A 20164-nucleotide genomic window follows, 5' to 3' on the forward strand; every position below is an offset into this window, starting at 1 on the left:
TGGCACCCCCGACGGGTGTGCTCCCGCTCTCAGCGGAACAAATGTCAGCGTAACGGTCCGCATGGTTCGCTTCGCGTCCGCATCCGCCCTGCCGACGATCCTGGACGCTTGACCAGGTGAATCAGAGATTGAAGTGCCCACCTCGCCGACGGATCAGCAACTCGCACGCCTCACGTTCACCCCCCCACGACGAGTCGAACGTCACACCGGAGAGCAACATCGAAGCAGCCCACTTCAGCGGCACCAATCCGTGACGATCGGCACGATCGAGCACCCTCTCGGCAAGCTCGACGGCCGGCCGTACGTCCGGACCACCTGTCATGGTCGCGGCAAGCAACAGGTCCGACTTCACCTGATGCCTCACCGAGGTGAAGGCTTCCGCAATCTTCGATGCAGCCCGGGCGTGGCGGCCCGCCTCGCCGAAGTCGGCCCCCGCTAGCGCAAGCTCGGCACCCACCCAATGGAGACGAAGGTGCTGCCGCCACAACACGGGGCCACCGACACGCGCGTCGTACACCGCCAGGTGTTCTCGGCATCGGCCGAGCAACCGCCAGCCGAGGGGCAGGCGCCCGCATCCCAACGCATCCGCAGCCAATCCGGTAATCGCATCACACCAGGCTGCCGCGACGAGCTGGTCGCCGTTCACGTCATCCAGGCCTGCGAGTGCGGCCAGGGCACGGCCGTCCCACGCCGACGCCTGCATGTGCCAACCCGTCTGCCGCAGCAACGAGGCGCGCGTGCTCGACGCCAACGACGCGACCGGTCCGGCGCTCACCATCCGCAGCAGATCGTCCAACACCGCACGGGCGGCGGCATACCGGCCTTGCCCGCCGAGAGCAACCGCATACATCCATCTCTCCTCGAGACCCACGGGTGCGGGTATCGGAAGATCGCCAGGCCGGTCCCCGAACGCATACCGGGCAAAGGCAATTCTGGGGGCACTACTGGAGTGGAGAGTCCTCGACACCCCGAGATCATCCCACTCCTGCACTGCCCCACCGACCCGACACCAATTGACTGACTGCTCAATTAATTATTAACCTGAAAGTATGGCCCGCACCGTAGACCCCGAACTCCACGCACAACGCCGAGCCGCGATCACCGAAGCCGCCGCCCTACTCTTCGCCGAACACGGCTTCGACACCACACCCGTGACCGCCATCGCGAAAGCAGCCGGAGTCAGCTCAGGCACCGTATTCCACTATTTCGGCGACAAACGCGGAATCTTCCGCGGGATCTTCGAAAACGACCTACCCGAGTCCCGAGCGCTCGTCGAACGCCATCGAGATGGCGACGATCCACTGGCCGCGATCCTCGACATGGTCACCGAACTCGTCGAACCCGCCACTCACCCCGTCGCCGCAGGCCTGGTGATCGAAGTGATGCGGCAGGCGAGCCGCGATCCGCAGCTCGCACAAGTCCTCGAGGAGACCGACACCATCGTGAACGAGGGCCTGACCCACCTACTTCATCGCGCACACGATCAGATCGACCCCGCGCTCGACCCGGTCACCACCGCCACGTGGATCCATGCGATCACCGACGCCGCATTCCTCTACGCGGATACCCCGAACGCAGTCGCTCCCGTCCACACCATGCGCACGATCACCCTCCGTTATCTCACCGGACATCGAACAGGACCCGACCATGACGATGCATGACGACGCAACCCGAATCTCACTCCCTCGAACCATCCCGTGGATGCTCGCAGTAGCATGCGCACTCACAGGATTCGCGCTCGGTTTCGCTGCTCCCCCTCTCGCCCGATGGGCCGTGAACACGCTTCCCTCGGTCCCTGGCCCACTCGAGATCCTCGCTGAACTCACAACGGCGTGGTCGGTGCCCATCCTCACCGCCCTCGGTCTCGCCGCCGGCGTCGCGCTCGCGCTGATCGCGCTGAGCGAGGCCCTCACCGTCACCGTCGATTCCGACGGCATACTCCTCACCCAAGACGACGAAGAACTGTACGTTCCGCGATCCGGGGTGAACTCGGTGTTCCGCGACGGCGAAGACCTCGTCCTCACCGATCCGACACACCGCGAACTCGCCCGCCGAAACAGCAGCGACCTCGACGCAGCCGCCATCGCCGACGCGTTCACCTCACACGGATACCCATGGACCGGGAATCCCTCATCCCTCACGACGTTCACGCGCTGGATCGACGGGCACCCCGACCTCGACAACGCCACGCACGCTCTCCTTCGTCAGAGGCGCAGGGAACTCTCCGACAAGAACATACATACCGTCCGCGCGGTACACGAAGAGTTGCAGGCACTCGGCATCGTCGTGCGCGACCGCGACAAACATCAGGAATACCGCCGAGTGCGCTGATGCTCCGACGAGCGCCGGGATCACGTCCACCAATTTCGGGGCGATTTGCCCCATTCGTCCGGCGTTCACTCCAATGTCGACAAAAATACGTTTGCCGTTTTCATGTCCATTTCCTTACGAGCAGGTGGCTTTCAGTTCAACAACACGCTGCACCATCTCGGAGACCACTGGAACCGACGCCATGCCAACCGCGGGCACGAGACAATTCGTGCACGAACTGACAACGGTGGCGCTTCATTCCCATAACCAGCACCGATACCGCTCCATACCAGAACAGGCTGGTCTACACGGACTCGGGCAGGTTCGACCACTGTCATCGGACATGGTCACTCGAGCTGGGCACTTCTGCAACACGAACGGCAAGCACGAAATCGCGCGAAAGTAAATAATGCCTCGGTTAATTCTGGAGTTCAGCGTATGGAAATCGCCACTCCAACGGCCGTTGACGCAATTTCGAATGCAGGCATACGGTGGGTCGCAGTGAAACCGATCGAACGCCAGGCGCGACCGATTCGTTTCCGAAAGACCCGCATCTACGGTCCGCTCGCCGGCACAATGACGAGCGTGCAGCAAAGGAGTCGACATGCCTGCACCGAACACACTTCCCGGACCCAACGCCGATATCTGGGATTGGCAGATGCACGGACTGTGCCGCGGCGTCGACTCCGCAATGTTCTTCCACCCTGACGGTGAACGCGGCCGGGCACGAGTTCAACGCGAAATGCTCGCGAAGGAAATGTGCCGCCGCTGCCCCGTGCTGGCCCAGTGCCGCGCACACGCGCTCTCGGTCTCGGAGCCCTACGGCATCTGGGGCGGGATGTCCGAGGCCGAGCGTGAAACCCACGCCCGCCTGCGCCGGGGACGCATCGCAGTCTGATTCGCCAGAGAAGCGTTCAAGCAGACGAAAGGGAGCTCCCGCATCTCGTCGGTGCGGGAGCTCCCTTTCATCGAAGCCGAAACTGTGTCGAAGCCGAAACTATGTCGTGGCCGAAGCTTCAGGTCAGTGGCTGTGCCCGTGACCTGCTTCTTCGTCCTCCTCTTCCGGCTTTTCCACGACAGCGCTTTCGGTGGTGAGAACCATGCGCGCCACGGATGCGGCGTTGACCACTGCAGAATGCGTGACCTTGACCGGGTCGACGACACCCTCTGCAAGCAGATCGCCATATTCCAGGGTCGCGGCGTTGAAGCCGTGGCCCTTCGGAAGTTCGGCGACATTACTGGTCACGACCGAACCGTCGAGGCCGGCGTTGGCCGCGATCCAGTACAGCGGGGCCTTCAGTGCGTCGCGAACGACCGCAACGCCGGTCGCCGCGTCACCGGTGAGGCCGAGTCCGTCGGCCAATTCGGTACCCGCCTGCACGAGTGCAGAACCGCCTCCGGGGACGATCCCCTCTGCAACTGCTGCCTTGGCAGCGTTGACGGCATCCTCGACGCGGAACTTGCGCTCCTTGAGGTCCGTCTCGGTGGCCGCACCCACACGGATGACAGCAACGCCACCAGCCAGCTTCGCAAGACGCTCTTCGAGCTTCTCACGGTCCCAGTCCGAGTCGGAGTTCTCGATCTCGCGACGCAACTGGGCGACGCGAACCTCGATGTCGGCATCCGTGCCGGCACCGTCGACGATCGTCGTCTCGTCCTTGCTGACGACGACGCGACGGGCACTGCCGAGCAGCTCCAGACCGGCTTCCTTGAGCGTCAGACCCACATCGGCGGTGATGACGGTGCCGCCGGTAACCACTGCGAGATCGTCGAGGAACGCCTTGCGACGGTCACCGAAGAACGGTGCCTTGACCGCGACGGCCTTGATCGTCTTGCGGATGGAGTTGACGACCAACGTCGACAGAACCTCACCCTCGACGTCCTCGGCGATGATGAGAAGCGGCTTTCCGCTTTCAGCAATCTTCTCGAGCAGCGGCAGGAAGTCGGGCAGCGACGAAATCTTCTCGCGGAACAGCAGAATGTGCGCGTTCTCGTAGACTGCCTTCTGTGCGTCGAGGTCGGTCACGAAGTACGGCGACAGGAAGCCCTTGTCGAACTGGACACCCTCCGTGATGACGAGCTCGGTGGCGAGAGTGGAGGATTCCTCCACCGTCACCACACCGTCGGCTCCGACGCGGGTCAGGGCCTCACCGACCATCTCGCCGATCTCCGAATCACGTGAGGAAACCGTGGCGACCTGGGCTATGGACTTCTTCCCCTCGACGGGAGTGGCAGCCGCCTGCAAAGCCTCGGCGACCTTCGCCGACGCCGCAGCAATACCCTCACCGAGAGCGATCGGGCTGGCACCGGCCGCGATGTTCTTCAACCCGCCGCGTACGAGAGCCTGAGCCAACACCGTTGCGGTGGTCGTACCGTCACCGGCGACGTCGTTGGTCTTGGTCGCGACACTCTTGACGAGCTGCGCGCCGAGGTTCTCGAACGGATCCTCGATCTCGATCTCGCGTGCGATGCTGACGCCGTCGTTGGTGACCGTCGGCCCGCCGAACGCCTTCGACAGCACGACGTGGCGGCCGCGTGGTCCGAGCGTCACCTTGACCGCGTCCGCCAGCTGGTCGACTCCGCGCTCGAGTGCACGGCGTGCGTTCTCGTTGAACTCAATTTGCTTGGACATGTGTCTTACGTCTACTCCTGCAATATCGGTGAGCACGATTTCGTGCCTACGCGCGTGAACGCACTCCGCCCCGGAATCCTGTACGGGACGCCGGGGCGGAAAACGTATGGCTTACTTGGAGACGACAGCCAGCACGTCACGTGCCGACAGGATCAGGTACTCCTCGCCGGCGTACTTGATCTCGGTTCCGCCGTACTTGCTGTAGATGACGACGTCGCCTTCCGTGACGTCGAGCGGGATGCGCTTGTCGCCATCCTCGTCCCAGCGGCCGGGGCCGACGGCGACGACGGTGCCCTCCTGGGGCTTTTCCTTCGCCGTGTCGGGAATGACCAGGCCTGAAGCAGTCGTAGTCTCAGCCTCGTTGGCCTGGACGAGGATCTTGTCCTCGAGCGGCTTGATGTTGACGCTCGCCACGATGAGCCCTCCACTTTGGGGTGTTCGGTCCGAGGCCACGCTCGGACTCTGTGTGAATGTTTCGGTATACGGCACCCCACGCAACCCCGTCGTCGCGGGTGCCGGAGCTCGAGCGGCGCCACTTGGCACTCTATACGTGAGAGTGCCAACGCTCAAGGTCGAGTGAGGGCGACAAGCTCTGTGAGTGAGTGACGAGCCCCTGGACTCCTCGGCCACTCACGGGGCCGTGGCCCTCACTCTTGTCGTCTGCCCCATCTTTCTATTACAAAGTGACACCCGACTCATCGCCGAAGCGTTTCGTCGAACCGATTATGGACATTTACCCCTACGGCTCCGTTGTCCCGCCGGATTTCGAAATGCTTTCGATTTGGGTGCCGTGCAGGTGACGCCCGCGATCAAGCACACAACGCACCACGCCGGACCAAAATCGATGCGCGAAATAGCACAAGATTCTGTAACATTCGGGTAACAGCACCCGATTAACGGGCAACGTCACGCTGCGAGCAACACGAAATCTCGCAACTGAAGCGCCTGCCAGGGTGCCGACGCGACCAGGGTCAGACGCGAGGAGGTGAGCAATGAGCATTTCGCTGGGAATGGCAGCCGGATCAGCGGGAGTCGGCTCTGCTCTGCTCACGCGTCACACCAACGGCGCCCAGGACATCGAGTATCGCTACATGTCGGCGGATCAAGCGCATACCGACGCTGGAGACCTCGTCCGCTCCTCCATCGCGCTGATGACCAAACAGGTGCCGACCAACCCGACAACGCCCGACGCCATCGCCGTCACTTACCGCACGAACGAACAGCACCTCGTCATCCGAAACGCGCTCGCCCGTAGTCGACGCCGAGTCCACCTCGTCCCCGAGACCGAGGCGACCCTCGCATACCTTCGACACACCGGCGAGGTGGCGCAGTTTTCGACCGTCGCGATCGTCGACGTGGGCGCGTCCGGAACAGGCGTGGCGGTCATCGACCAGATCGACGGCACCGTCCTGCATTCGACACGAACGTCAGCGGTGAGCGGCGATGTCGTCGACGGCCTCGTCTACGACCACGTTCTGACAGCGCTGCGTCCGTCGGGGCGCCGCCTCGTGGACGAAGGCGACCTACGAGCCCGGTCCCGCGGCGCAAAAGAGCAACTGTCGATCGATTCGACGTGCTTCGTCGACGTGGACCATGCCGGTGGCGACCCGGTCGAGATCACATCCGATACCTTCGACGAGATCATCGAACCCGTCTTACGGGACCTCACTCGCGTGGTCCGCACCTCCATCTTGAACGCACCCCGGATGCCGGAGGCAATCGCACTCGTCGGCGGTGGCGCTCGCATTCACCGCGTCGCGCGCACCATGGTCGATTCGTTCGACGCCCACATCATTGCCGTCGCCGAACCGGACACCGCCACAGCCAAAGGTGCGGCACTGCTGGCATCCACCGGTACCGTCACGGCATACCCTGCGGCCGGAGCGGCAGAAACGGTCAGCACCAGTCCGGCGGCGAAGGCCACCGGGGCTCTGATCGGCGCGCTCATCGTCGGTGGGCTCGTGTTCGGCTACAGCGTGAACGCTCTGACTCCGGCGCAGGATCCGAACATCTCGCCTGCGAGCACCGAATCCTCGCAGACAACCGCGGACCCGATCTCGGCCACATCAAAGTCGACCGACACACCTCCCCAGGACGACGTGACACCGGTCCCCGCGGAATCCAATGTCATCGTGACGACGACGGTCATCCCGGACCTGCCGCAATCATGGACGGCCGATCCGCTTCCGACCACGCAGGACTTCACCACCACTACGCCGACGACGACACCACGCACGTCGTCGACGACGACACCGGAATCGACACCACCCTCGACCACGACGACACCGTCCACGACGGAATCGACTCCGCCTCTACCTGGCTGGCCGGAGTTCGAGTGGCCCGACATCCCGACGTTCTGGCCGGAACCCCCAGAAGGCAGACCGTCGCTTCCGGGCCCGAACACCAACGGTTCTTCCGGTGCGCGGTCGCAAACTATCGACCCCACCTCCAAAGAGCCAGGAGCGGGACTCGTGCCGGGTGCGTATCAGCAGAACTCCATCCCCACCACGAGCCTGCCGCCCGAATCGGACACGCCCCCACCACCCGGTTGATCCGGTACGCCGTTCGAGTCGACTCCGGTCAGACGACTTGGCTCGTTGCGACCGACAATCCTGGATCGCTTCCCGCTGTCAGCGGTGACGGCACAGCACCACCCGCGATGAGGTGGGCACCGAGTGATGCGATCATCACGCCGTTGTCGGTGCACAGTCGTGGTTTCGGCACGCGCAGCGTCAATCCGGCGGCTGCGCAGCGCTCCTGAGCCAACGCTCGAATTCGCGAGTTCGCGGTTGCGCCACCGCCCAGCACCAGGGTGTCGACACCCACGTCGGCCGCGGCGCGAACAGCCTTCATCGTCAGCACGTCCGCGACGGACTCCTGGAACGCTGCGGCAACATTCGGAATCGAGACCGCCTCACCGGCACGCTCTGCGGACTCGACGTGCCGTGCGACGGCCGTCTTGACACCCGAGAACGAGAAGTCGTGACGAGAATCCTGGGGCCTGGTCATACCGCGGGGAAAGGTGATCGCCGAGGCGTCTCCTGTCTGTGCCGCGGCATCGAGTGCAGGTCCTCCCGGGAATCCGAGCCCCAGCAACCGGGCCACCTTGTCGAAGGCCTCGCCGGCGGCGTCGTCCACCGTCGTACCGAGTTCGACGATCGGTGCGGCGAGGTCGTCGACGTGCAGGAGGTGTGTGTGCCCGCCGGAGACGAGGAGCGCAACGCACGGAGGCATCGGGCCGTGCTCGAGAGTATCGACGGCAACGTGCCCACCGAGATGATTCACCGCATAGAACGGCACATCCCAGGCCGCGGCATATGCCTTGGCGGCCGCCACACCGACCAACAGAGCACCGGCGAGACCCGGCCCGATGGTCACGGCCAGAGCATCGGGCTTGCTGATCCCGGCGACGGCGAGCGCACGTCGCATCGTCGGCACGATCGCTTCGAGATGTGCACGCGATGCAACCTCGGGAACGACGCCCCCGAACCGTGCGTGCTGATCGACGCTCGAGGCCACCTCGTCGGCAAGCAATTCACAGGTGCCGTCGTCGTTCCAGCGGACGAGACCGACTCCCGTCTCGTCACAAGAACTCTCGATACCCATGACGATCACGATCGAACCTCCTGAGCTGAAGCCGGGCGCCGCATCGTGAATGCGTCGGCGCCGCTCGGCTGGTAGTAGTGCCTTCTGGTCCCGACGATGTCGAAACCCTCACGTCGATACAGGGCGATGGCGGCAGTGTTGTCGGTTCGCACCTCGAGAAACACCGGTCCACCTCTGCGGTCTGCTATGCGCAGAAGCTCGTCGAGCAATGCCCCACCGACGCCTTGTCGCTGAACGGCGGGATCGGCACCGATCGTGTGGACCTCGGCCTCGGGGTGAGAGTCGTTACCCAGAAGCGCGATTCCCCCGTAAGCGATCACCCGGTCCGCCGCGTCCCGCGCAACGACGTAATGAATGTGCGGAGCGGCGAGTTCGGCCCGGAAAGCGTTCGCGCTCCACGGGCCGTCACCGGCGAACAGCACATCTTCCAGTTCCGCGCATCGCTCTGCGTCCGCAGGAACCATCGGAACCATCCGAAACGTCATTTCTTACGATCCGCCAGCGCAACGGCGTCCGGCCTACGCAAGTAGAGCGGCACGAGAGGCTCGGGGTCGGCCGAGGAGAACAACGCCTGCCGAGCAACGGTGACAAGCCCTCCCGGCGACGGCGTCTCCACCGGCTCGACGGGGAGATCGAAGAAGTCGACATGTGACGGCGAGCCGGCGATGACCTCGGAAGGAGCAGATTCGAGTTCGGCTGGTTTCACCACGCCTGGCCCTTCGACCCGAATGCCGCCCGAATAGCGCGCCCAGTACACCTCGCGACGACGCGCATCCGTGACCACCAGCAGGTCGCGATCGCTGCCCACCTGAACGGCAATTGCGTCGAGACTGCACACACCGTGGACGGGGATGCCCAGTGCATCCCCGAACGCTGCCGCAGTGGCCATTCCCACGCGCAAACCGGTGAACGGGCCCGGGCCGACACCGACGACCACCGCACCGAGATCCACCGGGGTCGCCGACGCCTCGGCCAGGCACTCCATGATTCGCGGCGTCAGAACCTCCGCATGAGCTCGCGCATCAACGGTGATACGCGTGACGACGACCTGCACGGCATCGGGTGACACGTCGACGACACCGGCCGTCACCGTGGGTGTGGACGTGTCGATCGCGAGAACAAGCACGGTATCTGAGAGTACCTGTCCGTCAGAACCCGTCCGACCCGCGCACCCCGTCAGGAAACCCACTCCCACCGGGCAGTACGCACATCGGATTCGGGTTCGCGTTGCAAGGTGATCCGCAGATGGCGTTCCGCCAGGTGCTCGACGACCCCTTCACCCCACTCGACGACCACCACGGCAGCGGTCAGGTCGGTATCGAGGTCGAGTGCGTCCAACTCGTCCAGCGCGTGTGGTCCGCTGTCGCCGAGTCGGTACGCGTCGACGTGCACCATCCCCACTGGGGTCCTGCCGTCTGACCGCTCGCCGGGCGCATGGGTCCGCGCGATCACGAAGGTCGGCGAGGTCACTCTGCCCAGCACCCCCAACCCGGCAGCAATGCCGCGGGTGAGGGCCGTCTTTCCTGCACCCAACGGACCCGCAAGAACCACCAGGTCACCGGCAGAGAACGAATGCGCGAGCCGACACCCGAACGCTTCCGTGTCCTCCACTGTGCCGAGGACCACCTCGCCCGAATCCGGAAGCGGAATCCGATCGGCTGACATCACGAATCACTCTTCGCAGCCGAATCGACGTAAGTGCGCACCGTCCGGCCCCGCACTCCCGTCACGATCTCGTAGTGGATCGTCTCGAGCTTGTCCGCCCATTCCTGGGCGTGGGGTTCACCGAGGTCGCCGTTTCCGAAGAACACAGCGGAGTCGCCTTCCTTCACGCCTGCCCCGTCCGGACCGAGATCCACGACAACCTGATCCATGCACACACGCCCCACTCCGGGCCGGCGGTCGTCGCCGAGTTGCACCTCGAACCGACCGCTCAGAATCCGTGGCAGACCGTCGGCGTACCCGAACGGCAGCAGTGCCACCGTCGTGTCACGCGGCGCGATCCACTGGTGCCCGTACGAGACGCCTTCACCCGCACGGACCTTCTTCACCAACGCGACACGGGTACGCAGAGTCATCGCCGGCCGCAGACCGAACTCGCCCTGTTCAGGTATCGGCGACAATCCGTACATCGCAATTCCGGGCCGCACCATGTCGAATCGCAGATCCGGCCGCGTCAAAGTGGCCGCCGAGTTCGACATGTGCACCACCTCGGGTGCGAGACCGATTCGCGACAGATCCGCGACCGCACCTTCGAGACGCTCACGCTGGGAGGCGGTGACCGGGTGATCCGGTTCGTCGGCGCACGCCAGATGCGTGAAGACACCGCGCAAACGCACACTCCCTTCTGCCTGTGCCCGGGCGATGTCGTCGCAGACCTGATCCCACTCGAGGGGCGAGACCCCGTTTCGGTTGAGTCCGGTGTCGACCTTCACCGTGATCGTGGCCGTCCTGCCCACCTCACGCGCGGCGGTAATCACCGACGCCAGGTGCCGGGGTGAGCAGATACCCAACTCAACATTCGCGTCGATCGCCGGACCGAAATCTGCGTCGACCATGTGCAACCAGGCCAGCACGGGCACGTCGATTCCTGCAGCGCGCAGTTCCAATGCCTCCGGCAACGTCGTCACCCCCAACTCACGGGCACCCGCGCGCAGAGCAGCCTTCGACACAGCGACCGCACCGTGGTTGTAACCGTCGGCCTTGACGACGGCCATCATGGCGGCGTCACCGGCCTTCTCACGGAGTACCCGCACGTTGTGTTCGATGGCGGCGAGGTCGACCACCGCCTCTGCCTGCGGCAACGTTTGAGTTCCGAACGGTGGTCGAGGCGAATCCCCCGACGAAACGGGCCGAGCAAGCGTCATGGTTTCGATCCTGCCACTGCACCCGAAGTCGCCTGCTGTGCGGGTCCACCCTGCTGTGCGGGTCCACCCTGCTGTGCGGGTGCGCAGCCCACGCGGAGAATACGAATCGATTCTCTCAGCTGAGACAAGACGCCGCTCGCCGAGGCGGGCGCCGTACCGCTGCCGGCCGTGAGGTCCAGCCCACCACCATGCGCTGCCAGATTCGCGGCTAGCGAATGCGCACGCGCGCCCATGGCGACCGCCGTACCCGGCGTCAGACCTGTGGACAGCAGCGCACCGATCACACCGGACAGCACATCACCCGCTCCCGCCGTCGCCGCCCACGAATCCCCGGCGTCGTTCACCCAGATGCGACCGTCCGGGTCGGCGATCACCGTCGCATGTCCTTTCAACAGCACCGTGGCATTCCAGGACATAGCCAATCCGCGTGTGCTCCCGACCCGGTCGGGCCCGGGCCCGGTTCCCGCCAGCCGAGTGAACTCACCCGCGTGCGGTGTCAACACCGTCGGCGCGGTGCGCATGCGCACAAGTTCCGGGGACTGCGCCACCAGTGTCAGCGCATCGGCGTCGAGCAAGACCGGAGCGTCCGCTGCCAGTACAGCCCGGACCGCGCGCTCCGCAGCCGGATCGGTGCCGATCCCCGGCCCGACCACCCATGCCTGGACCCGGCCCGCGCTCTCGAAGTCCGCGGTGGCAACCACTTCCGGCCACCGTGCCAGCACCTCGTCGCTGCACGAACCCGTGTACCGCACCATGCCGGACGTGGCCGCCACGGCAGCACCGGTACACAATACGGCCGCCCCCGGATACCCGGCACTGCCTGCAACGATGCCGACGACGCCCTGCGAGTACTTGTCGTCGAACGGGCCGGGCACCGGCCACAACGCACCCACCTCATCAGGATCGAACGCTTCGAGGCCCGGTGCCCCCAGGTCCAAGCCGATCTCGACCAACTCGACCCGCCCACACTGCGGCGCCGCGAGTACGTGCACCGGTTTGCGAGCCCCGAACGCCACCGTGACCGAAGCCGTCACCGCCGGACCATCCACCGCGCCGGTATCGGGGTCGACCCCACTGGGCAGGTCCGCCGAAACGATCGGCGCACGAACGGTGTCGACGAGGGCCGCAGCCCCCGGACGCAACGGTCCCCTTCCCGAAATACCCACGATGCCGTCGATGACCACATCGGGCTCCCCCACCTCGTCGACGATCCGCCCACCGGCACGGCGCAGAGCAGCAAGCCCCGCAGAATGCGCTCGTTCGGGTTCGAGGAGGACAGCCCGCACTGCCACACCCCGCCCCCGCAGCATCGCCCCCGCCCACAAGGCGTCACCACCGTTGTCCCCCGAACCCGCGAGCACCGTGACCGTCCGACCGGCGACACCGCCGGTAAGTACCCGCAGCTCTCCTACCACCACGTTGGCGAGCCCGTACGCAGCCCGTCGCATCAACGCGCCCTCGGGCTGTACGGCCATCAGCGGCGCCTCGGCTGCGCGTACCTCGTCGGACGTGTAGTAGCAGCGCATCACTGGTCCCTCACGGTCGAAGCTCTGGCAGGCGTGGCCGTCAGACTACGCTCGACCCCATGACAACACCTGCCCGAACACGCACCCTCACGTCAGTGGCGGCGCTGTCACTGAGCCTTGCCGTGACAACGCTGAGCGGCTGCGCCGAACAGCAGCCCGACCCTGAATCCACCGCCACCGGCCCGGTAGTCGAGGTCGCCGGGATGGCATACTCGCCGTCCACCCTCACGGTAGCGGCCGGTACCACGGTGACATGGGAGTTCAACGATCGCGGCGTCACCCACAACGTGCAGAGCGTCGACACGGAAGAATCCGTCCTACGCAGTCCGTTGATGAAAACGGGGTCGTACACGTTCACGTTCGAGGAACCGGGCACGTACAACTACACGTGTGAGTTGCATCCCGACATGCGGGGCACCATCATCGTCCAATAGGCCTGCCGCCGACTACGCCGCAGTCCGAACTATTCGACGGTGACGGATTTCGCCAGATTGCGCGGTTTGTCCACGTCGTAACCACGCGACTGGGCAACCTCCGCGGCGAACACCTGCAACGGCACCGTCGACAGCAACGGCTGCAACAGTGTCGGTGCCGCCGGGATCTCGATGAGGTGATCGGCGAACGGACGCACCGCCTCGTCGCCTTCCTCCGCAATCACCACGGTGTGTGCCCCCCGCGCCTGGATCTCCCGGATGTTGCTCAGCAGCTTCGAGTGCAACACCGCACGTCCCTTCGGGGACGGCATGACGACGATGACCGGCAACCCGTCTTCGATGAGCGCGATCGGGCCGTGCTTGAGCTCGCCCGCAGCGAAACCCTCCGCATGCATGTACGCCAACTCCTTGAGCTTGAGCGCACCCTCGAGGGCCACCGGATAGCCCACGTGCCTGCCGAGGAAGAGCACAGTGCTCGACTCCGCCAGCTCGCGGGCCAGCGCGCGCACCGGCTCGACCGTCTCGAGCACACGGCTCACAAGTGCGGGCATCGCCTCGAGATCCTCGTACTCTCGCGCAACCTCGTCCGGGTATTTGGTTCCGCGAGCCTGAGCCAACGCCAGACCCACCAGGTAGTTCGCCGTGACCTGCGCAAGGAATGCCTTGGTGGACGCGACACCGATCTCGGGACCGGCCCGCGTGTAGAGAACTGCGTCCGCTTCGCGCGGAATCTGGGCGCCGTTGGTATTGCAGACCGCGAGTACGCGCGCCTTCTGGTCCTTGGCGTGCCGGACCGCTTCCAACGTGTCGGCCGTCTCGCCGGACTGCGAAATGGCCACGACCAGCGTCGAGCGGTCCAGAACCGGGTCGCGGTAGCGGAACTCGCTCGCCAACTCCACCTCGACGGGCAACCTGGTCCAGTGCTCGATCGCATACTTCGCGAGCAACCCGGAGTGATAGGCGCTGCCACAGGCGACCACGAACACCTTGTCGACGTCACGAAGTTCTTGATCCGACAACCGCTGCTCGTCCAGGACGATCTTGCCCTCGGCGAAGTGGCCGAGGAGCGTGTCGCCCACCGCCGCGGGCTGCTCCTCGATCTCCTTGAGCATGAAGTAGTCGTGGCCGCCCTTTTCGGCGGCGGCGAGATCCCAGTCGATACGGAACGGGCGCCCCGATGCCTCCGAACCGTCGAAGTTTCGGATCGAGTATCCACCCGCCGTGATGATCACGACCTGGTCCTGACCGAGCTCCACCGCATCACGGGTGTGCTCGATGAACGCGGCAACGTCGGACCCGAGAAAAGTCTCGTCCTCACCGACCCCCACGACGAGTGGGGTGGAACGACGAGCCGCCACGATCGTGTCGGGGTGGTCGGCATGAGTGAAGACCAGGGTGAACGCACCGTCGAGCCGGCGAAGCACACTCAACGCACTCTCGACGAAGTCTCCGGCGGTTTCCCCGGAAGCGTACGCCCGCGCCACGAGGTGCACAGCGACCTCGGTATCGGTGTCACTGGCCAGGTCGACCCCGGCCTGCTCGAGTTCTGCCCGCAACGGAGCGAAATTCTCGATGATGCCGTTGTGAACGACCGCTATCGACCCCGCCTCGTCCCGGTGCGGATGCGCATTACGATCCGTCGGACGGCCGTGAGTTGCCCACCGAGTGTGACCGATACCGGTGGTGCCCACGAAGGTATCGGTACCGACTTCGGCCAGTTCGGCCTCGAGATTGGCGAGTCGGCCGGCCTTACGCTCGACGGCCATCCCACCGTTGCCGTCCAGGACTGCCACCCCGGCGGAATCGTAGCCGCGGTACTCCATTCGTCTGAGCGCCTCCACCACAACGGACAGAGCGTCCCGGTGGCCGACGTATCCCACGATTCCGCACATGGTTCAACAGGTTACTTGGATCGGAAGGCTGTGCGAACTCGACGCCGCAGCAACGCCACTCCAGCGCGCCTTCTGTCGGGGAGAACGGCCAATCGGTTAACGTCTTGGGCGTGGCGCCGAAACTGAAGTCCCTCGCCCGCGCACTGTCGAAGCGCGGCCCGAACCGCGTACTGCGCGGCAATCTGGCCATCGCTGGTCAGCCCGGGGTGGTCTACACCCCGGAATCCGGATTCAACCTCCCGGCTGTCGTCTTCGCGCACGGGTGGATGAACGGGGTCGGCCACTACGCCAAGACACTCGAACACCTCGCGTCCTGGGGCATTGTCGTTGCCGCTCCGAACAGCGAGCGTGGACCCGTGCCGTCGCACTTGGGGCTCGCCACCGATCTCCGGTCGACACTCGACATCTGCCTGGGTGTCCGCCTCGGCCCCGGCCAACTGAGCGTGCAGGCCGATCGTGTGGGATTCGTCGGACACGGCATGGGGGCCGGCGCCGCCGTGATCGCTGCCGCTGAGCGTGACGTGCAAGCCGTCGCCGCACTGTTCCCCGCACCCACCGCCCCGAAGTCCGAGGAGTACGCACCGCACGTCACCTCACCTGGGCTCATCGTCGCCGGTGAGTTCGACGTCGACTCGATGGGGTGCAACGCGACCGCACTGGCGACAGAATGGGGCGGCGAGGCCGTTTTCCGAACCGTCGACGGCGCTTTGTCGTCCGGTCTTGTGGAAGGACGACGCCTGCTCGGCGCGATGGGCGCACCCAATGGTGAGAAGAAGACGCAGGCGACCACGCGCGCGCTTCTCACCGGGTTCCTGCTGAGCACCCTCACCGAAGACAAGACATACAGCGCGTTCAGTGAGCCGGACGCCGAAATCCCGAACACCACACTCGTCGACCCGAACGAACGTGAAGTCGAAGAAGGCGCCGAACCCACCAGCCTGCTACCGAAAGCCTGATCTACTCAGACGAGCCAGGTTTTCGGTCGACAGTTCTCGGCCGTGTGCTCTTCGAGGACGTAGGCAGCGTCGTCGGTGTGGGCCTCGTTGTCGGTGTGAGCTAGGGGCATCGGTTCGGACGCGGCGCGCGCTGCGGCCTCCGATGCCTCCTGTACGCGAGCGATGCGTTCTCGAAACCTTTCGAGATCGACGCCCATGCCCGTCCTCAGTTCGCGGAGCTTCTCCACGCCGGACGTCATCGATCCACACTCTCGAGCGGCCCGGCTTCGGCCAACTCGGCACCCGTGTCGCCAACTCCCCCTACCGGCGCCTGACTGTTCACGCTCGTATCCACCGGATCGCTCGGGGGCTGATCACCGTCCGAAGACACGCTTTCGGGTGATGCGCTGATCGGCGGCTCGGCATCTGTGGATACGGCCTCCGGTGACACCGAGGCAAGCTCGGGCTCGCCCGATGGCACGTTGTGTACGTCGCTTCCCGTTGTGTCTGCCGCAATCGGTTCGGTGAGTTGTTCCGGCGATCCGGCCGGAGACTGGGTTGCATCCGAGCTTGCCTCACCGTCACTGGTTGCCTCGACCCGATTCGACGCATCGGCGTCACACCCGGGGTCTTCGGCTGCAGCATCGCCGGATGCTGTGTCGTCGGGTGCTGTGTCGTCGGGTGCTGTGTCGTCGGACACAGTGCCGTCTTCCACCACGATTCGTGGAATTCCGTCGGAACCCATTTCGATCGCGTATCTCGTCGACTCGCCGTGGCCGTCGTCGATCTCCAGAGAGATACCCTGCCCGTCCTCGTTCACGGAGAGGGTCCACGTCTTACCATCGGACTTCAACTGCACACTGTTCTGGTCGTCTCGCGACTCGCCTGGCCCAGGAGTCGGGGCCTCGTCGTCGCCGGACGGTTCTTCGCCGACCGGTTCGGCCTCACTTGCGCTGTCGTCGAGTGTCAACGCCGAAACGACGTCCTCGATCACCGGTTCGACCAGAGAGCGAACTTCTCCCAGAAGGGAACTGAGACTCCCCGTTGCTCTCCCGCGGTCATCGAACTGGTGAGAGTCTCGGACGTCGTCGCCGGGGAACCCGCCGTAACCCGAGTCCGGAACCTGCCGCGGCCCCGTGCGGTATTCGGGTGGCGGGCCGTATTCGGGTCCAACGGCGTAACCGGGTTGTGCGTGCGGGCTCGTGGACTGTGGCAGTGAACTCTGCACAGCAGGAGCCGGTGCCGGCGCGTAGTTCGGTACCGGAGCAGACGATGCTGCGGATGGCGGCTGTGGTGCGGGTGCGGGTGCGGGTGCGGGCGCGTTCACCCATCCACTCGGTGTCGGGTACGCGTCGGTGACGACCTTGCGCGCCTCGTCGGCGACTGCGCAGTATGCGGCCCGCACGGTCGCGGCGCACTGTGTGCACGCATCATCGAACAGTGTGCGCATCCTGCGATAACAAGGCGCGAACCAATCACGGAGCCAGTCTCGCGCGATACGCGCGAGGGTGGCACGAAGCTCCGGAGAATCCAGGGCACGACCCATCTGCTCCACACTGTTCGCGGACAGGTGTACCGCCATCACCGAAGCAATTCTCGGAAACCAGCGTGCAGCATCGGTGACTAGGTGCTCCACCTGGTATCCGCTGCCCTCCGCGGCGAGCTCGGCGATATCGACCAAAGTGTCGATCTGGTGGGCCGTGTAGCCGGCCACCACCATTTGGCGGAGCGACGCGACCTCGAACGACTTGGTCTGGACGGCCTGCCGCAGCGTATCGGGTAGTTCTCCCAACGCATCTGCCACGGCGGCAAGCTGCGCGGCAGTGTCGTCGCCCCGGTCGCGGACGGTCCCGGCGAACGCAACCGCATCAGGGCCGGCGCCGCCCCACCACGCGGACGACAACATGTTGACGCCTCTCCGGTGCTCCTCGCTCGCCGCCTGCGCAGCGGATGCGATCGCCCGTGCAGACACCGCATCGGCCTCGAGGGTGTGTACGTCGAGTCCGCGCTCGGAATCGAATGCGGTGGAGTAGTCCGAGTACTCACGGTCCTCGATGCCTACGCGCCGCGCGGCGGGAAGAAACTGTTGGAAGAACACCAGCCCGCTCGCCCCCGCGTCGAGTGCGTCATCCGGCGACATCAGCGAACCCGGCACCGGGTCGAGGTCCGCCAGGTTCGGCCCGTAAGCCTTTCGCTCGAAATCACTCACCGGGCCCGTCACGGTGCAATCCCGTCGAGCGTCCTGGCGTTCATCGCGTCGGTATGCACTGTCCGGGCGGTGGCATCGTGCACGGATTCGCCGAAGCTCCGCGAACCCGCCGACCAGGCTTCGAGTGCAGCAGCCATACGCTGCACGCTCTCGCGCAGGGTGTCACCCTCGGCCGAATAGTCGCGGCCGGCTCGCGGGCCCCCGAAACTCATCGTCCTCGCGCTTGTCGCAGCCCGGACCAGCTCATCAGCGGTATCCGCGAATCCGCTACCCGCCCTGTTCACCGCTTCTACGTCGAGTTCCACTCTGCATCCCACCCCTTCGACACGGACAACCGACCCCGGTTACCGACTTGGACGCACCCGGCGGTCATTCGGTTCCACCAGCTACGCCATCACACCGCGGAGACTGTGCTCGCCAACTCGTCTGCGGTGCGCTGCGCAACTGCAAGGTCGGTCGCCTCGACCATCACACGCACCAATTGTTCAGTACCCGAAGGACGGAGGAGGACCCGCCCGGAATCGCCCAGTCTCGCCTCGGCATCACGGACGGCGGCGAGAACAACTTCCGAGCCCGCCACGGCCGCCTTGTCCGCCACCTTCACGTTGATCAGCACCTGCGGCAGCGTCGTCATCACCGCAGCCAGGTCGGCGATCGACTTCTTCGTCTCCGCCATCCGGTCGAGCAACCGCAGTCCGGTGAGGACACCGTCACCAGTCGTGCCGAACTCGGGCAGCACGATGTGCCCGGACTGCTCACCGCCCAGCGCGAAACCACCGTCACGCAGTGCTTCCAGCACGTACCGGTCGCCGACACCGGTGGTGGCCAGGATGATTCCCGATTCCTTCATGGCGAGGTGCAACCCGAGGTTGCTCATCACCGTGGCAACCAACGTGTTGTGGGTCAGCTCGCCGGCGTCGCGCATGCCCACCGCGAGGACCGCCATGATTGCGTCACCGTCGACGACAGCCCCCGTGGCGTCGACCGCCAGGCACCGATCTGCGTCACCATCGTGACCGAGACCCAGATCGGCCTCGTTCTCGATCACCGCCTTCTGCAGCCCCTCCAAGTGGGTGGAGCCGCAGTTGTCGTTGATGTTGTAGCCGTCCGGCTCGGCGTTGATGGTGACGACCCGAGCTCCCGCCGCCTCGTACGCTGCGGGCGCGACCGCAGATGCCGCACCGTTGGCGCAATCGACGACAACGGTCAGCCCCTGCGCCGAGCGAGTCGATGCGGATGCGAGATGCGCGAGGTACTTCTCCGCGGCATCCGTCGCGACGTGAACCCGGCCTATTGCGGATCCTGTCGGCGCGACCCGCTCTCCGGATGTGATGGCGGCTTCGATTCGATCTTCTGCGTCGTCGGAGAGTTTGTGCCCACCGGCCGCGAAGATCTTGATCCCGTTGTCGGGCATCGGGTTGTGGGATGCCGAGATCATCACACCGAGATCGGCGTCGAGACTCGCGGTCAGATAGGCGACTGCAGGGGTCGGCAGTACGCCCACGTTCAGGACGTCCACCCCGGCCGAAGTCAGCCCGGCAACGACAGCGGCCTCGAGCATCTCCCCGCTGGCCCGCGGATCGCGCCCCACCACCGCAGTCGGACGCACGTCACCCTGCGATGTCAGGACGAAGGCAGCCGCAGAGGCAACCTTCAGCGCCAGTTCCGCCGTCAGATCCGCGTTCGCCAAACCGCGAACGCCGTCCGTCCCGAACATCCGACCCATCAATCATCCCTTCGTACCTCGTACATT

The 20164-nt window shown here is 65.2% G+C and carries 20 protein-coding genes; 6 read left to right on the plus strand and 14 right to left on the minus strand.

Translation table 11 applies throughout. From position 1 onward, the window contains the following. Positions 1 to 121 precede the first annotated feature (121 nt). Complete coding sequence (locus ACZI8Q_RS16285) at positions 122 to 850, minus strand: hypothetical protein (protein ID WP_463374601.1); 729 nt, start codon at positions 848 to 850, stop codon at positions 122 to 124. Between the two features lie 199 nt (positions 851 to 1049). Between ACZI8Q_RS16285 and ACZI8Q_RS16290 the strand changes: the two genes are divergently transcribed. The 3 genes from ACZI8Q_RS16290 (at position 1050) to ACZI8Q_RS16300 (ending at position 3208) form a co-directional block, all read left to right on the plus strand. Beyond that, entirely contained in the window at positions 1050 to 1661 is a 612-nt protein-coding gene (locus ACZI8Q_RS16290; protein WP_463374602.1) for a TetR/AcrR family transcriptional regulator, read from the plus strand. Beyond that, the gene (locus tag ACZI8Q_RS16295; RefSeq protein WP_463374663.1) at positions 1654 to 2331 is read left to right on the plus strand and encodes a YqeB family protein; all 678 of its coding nucleotides are present in this window, start codon (positions 1654 to 1656) and stop codon (positions 2329 to 2331) included. Before ACZI8Q_RS16290 ends, ACZI8Q_RS16295 begins: the two co-directional genes overlap by 8 nt. A 583-nt stretch (positions 2332 to 2914) precedes the next feature. After that, entirely contained in the window at positions 2915 to 3208 is a 294-nt protein-coding gene (locus ACZI8Q_RS16300; protein ID WP_463374603.1) for a WhiB family transcriptional regulator, read from the plus strand. A 123-nt stretch (positions 3209 to 3331) separates the two neighbouring features. On the opposite strand, the gene groL is transcribed toward ACZI8Q_RS16300, so the two are convergent. After that, on the minus strand, positions 3332 to 4942 hold the full coding sequence (gene groL, locus ACZI8Q_RS16305) for a chaperonin GroEL (RefSeq protein ID WP_463374604.1): 1611 nt from the start codon (positions 4940 to 4942) through the stop codon (positions 3332 to 3334). A 111-nt stretch (positions 4943 to 5053) separates the two neighbouring features. After that, positions 5054 to 5356: a co-chaperone GroES gene (gene groES, locus ACZI8Q_RS16310; protein WP_463374605.1), complete on the minus strand. Its 303-nt coding sequence runs from the start codon at positions 5354 to 5356 to the stop codon at positions 5054 to 5056. Positions 5357 to 5934: 578 nt separating this feature from the next. Here groES and ACZI8Q_RS16315 point away from each other — a divergent pair. Further along, on the plus strand, positions 5935 to 7494 hold the full coding sequence (locus ACZI8Q_RS16315) for an Hsp70 family protein (protein ID WP_463374606.1): 1560 nt from the start codon (positions 5935 to 5937) through the stop codon (positions 7492 to 7494). A 28-nt stretch (positions 7495 to 7522) separates the two neighbouring features. Here ACZI8Q_RS16315 and tsaD read toward each other — a convergent pair whose 3' ends face one another. The 6 genes from tsaD to ACZI8Q_RS16345 are packed head-to-tail and all read right to left on the minus strand — an operon-like array spanning position 7523 to position 12941. Then, on the minus strand, positions 7523 to 8557 hold the full coding sequence (gene tsaD / locus ACZI8Q_RS16320; protein WP_463374607.1) for a tRNA (adenosine(37)-N6)-threonylcarbamoyltransferase complex transferase subunit TsaD: 1035 nt from the start codon (positions 8555 to 8557) through the stop codon (positions 7523 to 7525). Beyond that, positions 8554 to 9033, minus strand: a complete 480-nt coding sequence (rimI, locus tag ACZI8Q_RS16325; protein WP_463374608.1) for a ribosomal protein S18-alanine N-acetyltransferase — start codon at positions 9031 to 9033, stop codon at positions 8554 to 8556. Before rimI ends, tsaD begins: the two co-directional genes overlap by 4 nt. Continuing rightward, positions 9030 to 9674 (minus strand): tRNA (adenosine(37)-N6)-threonylcarbamoyltransferase complex dimerization subunit type 1 TsaB, encoded by a 645-nt coding sequence (gene tsaB, locus ACZI8Q_RS16330; protein ID WP_463374609.1) that lies wholly within the window; start codon positions 9672 to 9674, stop codon positions 9030 to 9032. Before tsaB ends, rimI begins: the two co-directional genes overlap by 4 nt. A gap of 50 nt (positions 9675 to 9724) precedes the next feature. Further along, a complete protein-coding gene (gene tsaE, locus ACZI8Q_RS16335) occupies positions 9725 to 10213 on the minus strand; it encodes a tRNA (adenosine(37)-N6)-threonylcarbamoyltransferase complex ATPase subunit type 1 TsaE (RefSeq protein ID WP_463374610.1) in 489 nt (162 codons plus the stop codon). Beyond that, positions 10213 to 11415, minus strand: coding sequence for an alanine racemase (gene alr / locus ACZI8Q_RS16340; protein WP_463374611.1), 1203 nt, complete (start codon positions 11413 to 11415; stop codon positions 10213 to 10215). The genes tsaE and alr overlap by 1 nt, the downstream gene beginning before the upstream one ends. Next, positions 11412 to 12941 (minus strand): NAD(P)H-hydrate dehydratase, encoded by a 1530-nt coding sequence (locus ACZI8Q_RS16345; RefSeq protein WP_463374612.1) that lies wholly within the window; start codon positions 12939 to 12941, stop codon positions 11412 to 11414. Before ACZI8Q_RS16345 ends, alr begins: the two co-directional genes overlap by 4 nt. Positions 12942 to 13000: 59 nt before the next feature. Between ACZI8Q_RS16345 and ACZI8Q_RS16350 the strand changes: the two genes are divergently transcribed. Beyond that, positions 13001 to 13375, plus strand: coding sequence for a cupredoxin domain-containing protein (locus ACZI8Q_RS16350; protein ID WP_463374613.1), 375 nt, complete (start codon positions 13001 to 13003; stop codon positions 13373 to 13375). 29 nt (positions 13376 to 13404) lie between these two features. On the opposite strand, the gene glmS is transcribed toward ACZI8Q_RS16350, so the two are convergent. Then, positions 13405 to 15267 (minus strand): glutamine--fructose-6-phosphate transaminase (isomerizing), encoded by a 1863-nt coding sequence (glmS, locus tag ACZI8Q_RS16355; RefSeq protein WP_463374614.1) that lies wholly within the window; start codon positions 15265 to 15267, stop codon positions 13405 to 13407. Between the two features lie 110 nt (positions 15268 to 15377). Here glmS and ACZI8Q_RS16360 point away from each other — a divergent pair, with 110 nt between their 5' ends. Continuing rightward, complete coding sequence (locus ACZI8Q_RS16360; protein ID WP_463374615.1) at positions 15378 to 16223, plus strand: dienelactone hydrolase family protein; 846 nt, start codon at positions 15378 to 15380, stop codon at positions 16221 to 16223. A 5-nt stretch (positions 16224 to 16228) separates the two neighbouring features. Here ACZI8Q_RS16360 and ACZI8Q_RS16365 read toward each other — a convergent pair whose 3' ends face one another. From ACZI8Q_RS16365 to glmM, 4 genes are all read right to left on the minus strand, one after another. Next, on the minus strand, positions 16229 to 16462 hold the full coding sequence (locus ACZI8Q_RS16365; protein WP_463374616.1) for a hypothetical protein: 234 nt from the start codon (positions 16460 to 16462) through the stop codon (positions 16229 to 16231). Then, the gene (locus ACZI8Q_RS16370) at positions 16459 to 18423 is read right to left on the minus strand and encodes a hypothetical protein (RefSeq protein ID WP_463374617.1); all 1965 of its coding nucleotides are present in this window, start codon (positions 18421 to 18423) and stop codon (positions 16459 to 16461) included. The genes ACZI8Q_RS16365 and ACZI8Q_RS16370 overlap by 4 nt, the downstream gene beginning before the upstream one ends. Then, positions 18420 to 18716, minus strand: coding sequence for a hypothetical protein (locus ACZI8Q_RS16375; RefSeq protein ID WP_463374618.1), 297 nt, complete (start codon positions 18714 to 18716; stop codon positions 18420 to 18422). The genes ACZI8Q_RS16370 and ACZI8Q_RS16375 overlap by 4 nt, the downstream gene beginning before the upstream one ends. An 89-nt stretch (positions 18717 to 18805) precedes the next feature. After that, positions 18806 to 20137: a phosphoglucosamine mutase gene (glmM, locus tag ACZI8Q_RS16380; protein ID WP_463374619.1), complete on the minus strand. Its 1332-nt coding sequence runs from the start codon at positions 20135 to 20137 to the stop codon at positions 18806 to 18808. Between the last annotated feature and the right edge of the window lie 27 nt (positions 20138 to 20164).

This window comes from Rhodococcus quanlei (genome assembly GCF_055231015.1).

Bases quoted from the DNA above. Each gene is read 5' to 3' on its own strand.
- ACZI8Q_RS16285 (WP_463374601.1), bottom strand. From the start codon at position 850: ATGTATGCGGTTGCTCTCGGCGGGCAAGGCCGGTATGCCGCCGCCCGT.
- ACZI8Q_RS16290 (WP_463374602.1), top strand. From the start codon at position 1,050: ATGGCCCGCACCGTAGACCCCGAACTCCACGCACAACGCCGAGCCGCG.
- ACZI8Q_RS16295 (WP_463374663.1), top strand. From the start codon at position 1,654: ATGCATGACGACGCAACCCGAATCTCACTCCCTCGAACCATCCCGTGG.
- ACZI8Q_RS16300 (WP_463374603.1), top strand. From the start codon at position 2,915: ATGCCTGCACCGAACACACTTCCCGGACCCAACGCCGATATCTGGGAT.
- groL (WP_463374604.1), bottom strand. From the start codon at position 4,942: ATGTCCAAGCAAATTGAGTTCAACGAGAACGCACGCCGTGCACTCGAG.
- ACZI8Q_RS16315 (WP_463374606.1), top strand. From the start codon at position 5,935: ATGAGCATTTCGCTGGGAATGGCAGCCGGATCAGCGGGAGTCGGCTCT.
- rimI (WP_463374608.1), bottom strand. From the start codon at position 9,033: ATGACGTTTCGGATGGTTCCGATGGTTCCTGCGGACGCAGAGCGATGC.
- tsaE (WP_463374610.1), bottom strand. From the start codon at position 10,213: ATGTCAGCCGATCGGATTCCGCTTCCGGATTCGGGCGAGGTGGTCCTC.
- alr (WP_463374611.1), bottom strand. From the start codon at position 11,415: ATGACGCTTGCTCGGCCCGTTTCGTCGGGGGATTCGCCTCGACCACCG.
- ACZI8Q_RS16345 (WP_463374612.1), bottom strand. From the start codon at position 12,941: ATGCGCTGCTACTACACGTCCGACGAGGTACGCGCAGCCGAGGCGCCG.
- ACZI8Q_RS16350 (WP_463374613.1), top strand. From the start codon at position 13,001: ATGACAACACCTGCCCGAACACGCACCCTCACGTCAGTGGCGGCGCTG.
- glmS (WP_463374614.1), bottom strand. From the start codon at position 15,267: ATGTGCGGAATCGTGGGATACGTCGGCCACCGGGACGCTCTGTCCGTT.
- ACZI8Q_RS16365 (WP_463374616.1), bottom strand. From the start codon at position 16,462: ATGACGTCCGGCGTGGAGAAGCTCCGCGAACTGAGGACGGGCATGGGC.
- glmM (WP_463374619.1), bottom strand. From the start codon at position 20,137: ATGGGTCGGATGTTCGGGACGGACGGCGTTCGCGGTTTGGCGAACGCG.